Origin of the sequence: Virgibacillus salarius (assembly GCF_039521925.1) — a bacterium.
Classification (GTDB): domain Bacteria; phylum Bacillota; class Bacilli; order Bacillales; family Amphibacillaceae; genus Virgibacillus; species Virgibacillus salarius.
Window position 1 is genome coordinate 1 of sequence record NZ_BAAACY010000158.1, and the last position, 4,410, is coordinate 4,410.

The 4,410-nt window shown below is 37.1% G+C and carries 4 protein-coding genes; 1 reads left to right on the forward strand and 3 read right to left on the reverse strand.

Annotation, left to right across the window (positions count from 1 at the left end; genetic code table 11):
* Positions 1-642 precede the first annotated feature (642 nt).
* The 3 genes from ABDZ84_RS19160 to ABDZ84_RS19170 form a co-directional block, all read right to left on the reverse strand.
* Positions 643-1,161: a YwhD family protein gene (locus ABDZ84_RS19160; RefSeq protein ID WP_026681819.1), complete on the reverse strand. Its 519-nt coding sequence runs from the start codon at positions 1,159-1,161 to the stop codon at positions 643-645.
* Positions 1,162-1,234: 73 nt separating this feature from the next.
* Positions 1,235-1,729 carry a YwgA family protein gene (locus ABDZ84_RS19165; RefSeq protein WP_026681820.1) on the reverse strand — a complete coding sequence of 165 codons (495 nt, stop codon included), beginning with the start codon at positions 1,727-1,729 and terminating at the stop codon, positions 1,235-1,237.
* Positions 1,719-3,038 carry an HD domain-containing protein gene (locus ABDZ84_RS19170; RefSeq protein ID WP_343782650.1) on the reverse strand — a complete coding sequence of 440 codons (1,320 nt, stop codon included), beginning with the start codon at positions 3,036-3,038 and terminating at the stop codon, positions 1,719-1,721. The genes ABDZ84_RS19165 and ABDZ84_RS19170 overlap by 11 nt, the downstream gene beginning before the upstream one ends.
* Positions 3,039-3,305: 267 nt before the next feature.
* On the opposite strand from ABDZ84_RS19170, the gene ABDZ84_RS19175 reads away from it, so the two are divergent.
* The gene (locus ABDZ84_RS19175) at positions 3,306-4,160 is read left to right on the forward strand and encodes a lipoate--protein ligase family protein (protein ID WP_121603972.1); all 855 of its coding nucleotides are present in this window, start codon (positions 3,306-3,308) and stop codon (positions 4,158-4,160) included.
* The last annotated feature ends 250 nt before the right edge of the window (positions 4,161-4,410 follow it).

Consider the following 4,410-nt stretch of genomic DNA (forward strand, 5'->3'; position numbering starts at 1 on the left):
CATCAAACATTTCAAAATAACTACTTGGCTTAACGCAGTCATTGCACTGATTTTATACTTTCTTAACTTATAAAAAAGAAGCCGAATCCAGATATACTGGTTTCGGCTTCTTTTTTGTCCTAGTAATACATGAGTAGCCCATGTACTCCTATATTTTACAAATTTCTAATACAAAGTACAAGATAAAATCGATTGCTTTAGCTCGACGTCACAAAATGTTCACTTTTAAATGTTAGCATAAGGAAGTATTCTTAACAATTATTGAATGATTGTAAGAAGTAAAGACTTCGCCGTTTTCCACTTCAATACATCAAGTTTATCACGCTCTGTCCATTAGCAATGGATGTCAACATCCAACCCTTGTACTCTTTTGAAATCACTAAATAAAGTGATACTTTACTGAAACAAATACGTACAAAAGCTTCATTCGCCACGTCCTGTGGCAACGCCTTTGTGACCTACTTCCATGTAGGCCGAACCAATCGGACATTTACTGGCAGTTGATCCCACACTTAACCATATTGGTTTTTCTTCATTGCTTGAGGTGGAGCTTACTGCCAGTTATATGCGGGATAACAGATTTACGCTTATAAGTAAAAACCTTCTAGGTTGGGTAGATTGCCAAGCTAGAAGGTTTTTTTCTTATTTTGGAAGTGAATCTTTCAATTCATCTTTGGAATTTTTCCACATGTCTGAATCAAATTCAACCAAGAAATCCTTTAATAATTTCTTAGAATGCTCATCCATATGGTCTACGATAACTTTACCTTTTAACGACTTTTCCATATGTGTAACATGCTCAGGCATGGATTTGTAGGCTCGTTTAATCGAACGGTCAACGCGTAGCTCACTACCTGCTACACCAGAATAATACGGTCCATTTTCACCTTGATCAACATTCACCCATACAATCCAATATAATTTACCATTGGGTACCTCGTTTTTATCATTCAAATATTTTACGCGACGTTCGATATCACTTCTTGCATGCATTGCTGCCATATCAACATAAGCCTTATTTTCATTGGGATCCACAATTACGGAAGACATGTTTTCTAAACTAATCGAACCATATCCGTAACCACCATGTCCATCCGTTGAATCATCCTTAATGATCGTAAAGTTATTTTTTTTCTTATTCGAAGATTGATCGGAACTCATCCCAGAACCCTCCTTCTATGTTTACTGCTTTTTATTGTAGCATAGGTATTACCATGTTGACACCTATCTGTCTCTATTGCTTCAAGCCTTCAATAAAAGCGTGTGCCGCTTGTATTTCTTCATTCGTATATTTTTGCTTTGGTTTCACCGTATGTACCTTTGCAATATTTTCTTCTCTCGATAAGCCATCAAAATATAGCATTGTTGCAACAAGCTCTAAAAATCTAGAGCTTTTCCCCTTCATTGCTTCCACCTGACTGGAAAAATCGGGCATGTCCATTGCAAACTGATGTAAAAATTCTTCCCCATCATTTGTAATTGTATAATGATATTGATAATAATTGCTTTTATCTTCTTTTTCCTCATGAATGAACCCCAAATTACATAATTCCTCTACTCGTAATGTTAGCTCTTCCGAATAGGGACCATAGAAATGAAATTCATACTTTTCTTCAAAAGGCATACCACACTTTTGAAGGATATAAATCATTTTTTGAAGCTTTTTCCTGCCAGTGACTTCATTAGCAACGGAAAAAAACTGCATTAGCTTTGCATGATTAGTTAGCATTCTTTACCTCTCCCTGACCACTAAGAATTTCTTCTACACGTTTCTTCACCGTACTATCTTCTATCTTCTCTATTAAATCAATAGGAAAGTACAATTTGTGATCCGTTCGTTTTTTTCCAGAAATGGATTCAACAATTTCCGACTGTCTAGATAACTCCCTCAACTCACCATTTGGCATAAGCAAATGAATGGGTAACCGCTCCTCCTCTTCCCCTGGGCGATAAAAATCATAGGGTAAATCAGATGAGGAATCGACTACAAGATAATAGTCTGGATCAATTCCTGCATTCATAAATAGGCGATGCAGCTCCATCCATTCATTCATTTGTAGATTCGGGTTAAATTCAATATATTTAAACAACCTTCGATTGGTAAATCGTTCACACAAATCGCTCAAAATGTCATCTTCTTCTTCCTGCCAAAGTTGAAAATAATAGGAAACAATCCCCTCGTCTAATTTCAAATAATCTTGTAGTTTAACATCCCCAGTAAAAAACGAAAGAAAGTGCGTAGGCTCCAGTTTAAATGTATAATTTGGATCTTCATACAATACCTTTGCTCGATGAAGGATTTTCGATAATATGACTTCTGCACTTCTTGTAACAGGATGAAAATAGACTTGCCAGTACATTTGATAACGACTCATAATATAGTCTTCTACCGCATGCATGCCCGTGTACTTAATAACAACTTGATCCTCCATTGGACGCATCACTCGCAGGATTCTCTCCATATCAAAATGTCCATAGCTAACCCCAGTAAAATAGGTATCTCGTTGTAAATAATCCATGCGATCCGCATCAATTTGACTGGAAATTAAACTAACAACTAGCTTATCCTTATAAGTTTTTGCAATAACATCTGACACATCCTGCGCAAATCCTTTTGCTACACGTTCCAATATTGCGTTTACCTTCGTATCACCTAATATAATCTGCTGTGTGAAATATTCGTGATCTAATTTAAATACTTTTTCAAACGAATGGGAGAACGGGCCATGTCCCAAATCATGCAATAACGCAGCACATAAACAAAGAAGACGTTCCTCACTGTTCCAATGTGGTCGTCCTTCGAAGTTAGTTATAATTCTACGAACAATCTCATAAACACCAAGAGAATGATTAAATCGGCTATGCTCAGCACCATGGAAAGTTAAATTCGTTGTACCTAATTGCTTTATTCTACGTAACCGCTGAAATTCCGGTGCTGCAATTAAATCCCATATCACCCTGTCCTTTACATGTACGTACCGATGTACAGGATCTTTAAATACTTTTTCTTCATGTAATTGCTCATCTTTATATGCCATGCATTCCCATCCGTTTCTTTTCGACGATTTCTTTTTATTATATAATAGATAAAGTGAACCTTCAATTAGGTTTTTACTGATTGGTAGGTGAACCAATCGGACATTTACTGGCAGTTTCCACTATTTTCTCTTCATGATATGTACTATAAATTGAAAGGGAATCTTACTGCCAATAGTGGCGGGATAAATAAACGAAAAAAGTAAGAAGCTAAACATACTAATACCTGGAGCATTCGTTTATTATTCAAGTAAATCAAGGAGTAAACTATGAAAAATTGGAAAGATTTGATACAACAAGATACATTTCGTTACATCGACCACTCTACACTAACTACCTTCAATAATGAAGCTTATACAGCCATACATTCGTTTGCGATTGATGATGCCCTGGCTCTTTCAATTAGTCATAGGTTATCACCACCAACTATGCGCTTATGGGTTCATCCAAACACCATTGTACTTGGTATTCCAGATGCAAAGCTGCCTTATATCGATGAAGGTATACAGCTGCTGAAAAGGGCTGGATTTCACGTAGTTGTTCGCAATTCCGGTGGTTTGGCAGTTGCTTTAGATAACGGTGTACTAAATATTTCATTAATCCTTCCTGGAGTAAAAGATCTATCCATTCACGAAGGGTATGAAGCTATGGTCCGTTTTGTTACGTACATGCTTGATGATCTAACAGATCAGATTGAAGCATACGAAATTGTTAATTCCTATTGCCCTGGAGATTATGATTTAAGTATTAATGGGAAAAAATTTGCAGGCATTTCACAACGTCGGGTGAAGGATGGTGTCGCTGTGCAAATTTATTTGGATGTTGAAGGCAATAGCTATAAACGGGCGAAAGTAATTAGAGATTTTTACGATATTAGCAAAAAAGGAGAGAAAACTAAATTCACTTACCCTTCGGTAGATCCTCATGTGATGTCTTCGTTGTCAGACTTATTGAATACACAACTAACCGTGGAGGATATGAAAGTTAGAGCGAAGAAATCCTTAGCAGCTTTCAATAACGAGGTGATTGAACAGCCATTTTCTGATTCGGAACAGGCGGATTACGAAAAGCGTCTCGAACAAATGAAAAAACGAAATGAACGAATTGAATCCACAAGCACCTGAAATGATACATTCTATTATAAAAAACTGAGCAAAATTCGCTCATTCCTTATCACTAAATGCTCAGATCTACGCTTCCTATAGTAGCTATTATGGAATAATAGCTACTGCTTGCTTGACCACCACTCCGGCTGCCCACTTCCCTTTCCATGGGGTTTGTCCTTCCGCTAACTTTTTTAGCAAAACCCGCTCAAAAAAGTGGATCTTCAGGTCAAACATTTCCCACAGGAGTTGAAGTGGCCGGCCTTCGCTA

Coding starts and splice junctions, on each gene's coding strand:
- ABDZ84_RS19170 (WP_343782650.1), bottom strand. CDS start 3,038: ATGGCATATAAAGATGAGCAATTACATGAAGAAAAAGTATTTAAAGAT.
- ABDZ84_RS19160 (WP_026681819.1), bottom strand. CDS start 1,161: ATGAGTTCCGATCAATCTTCGAATAAGAAAAAAAATAACTTTACGATC.
- ABDZ84_RS19175 (WP_121603972.1), top strand. CDS start 3,306: ATGAAAAATTGGAAAGATTTGATACAACAAGATACATTTCGTTACATC.
- ABDZ84_RS19165 (WP_026681820.1), bottom strand. CDS start 1,729: ATGCTAACTAATCATGCAAAGCTAATGCAGTTTTTTTCCGTTGCTAAT.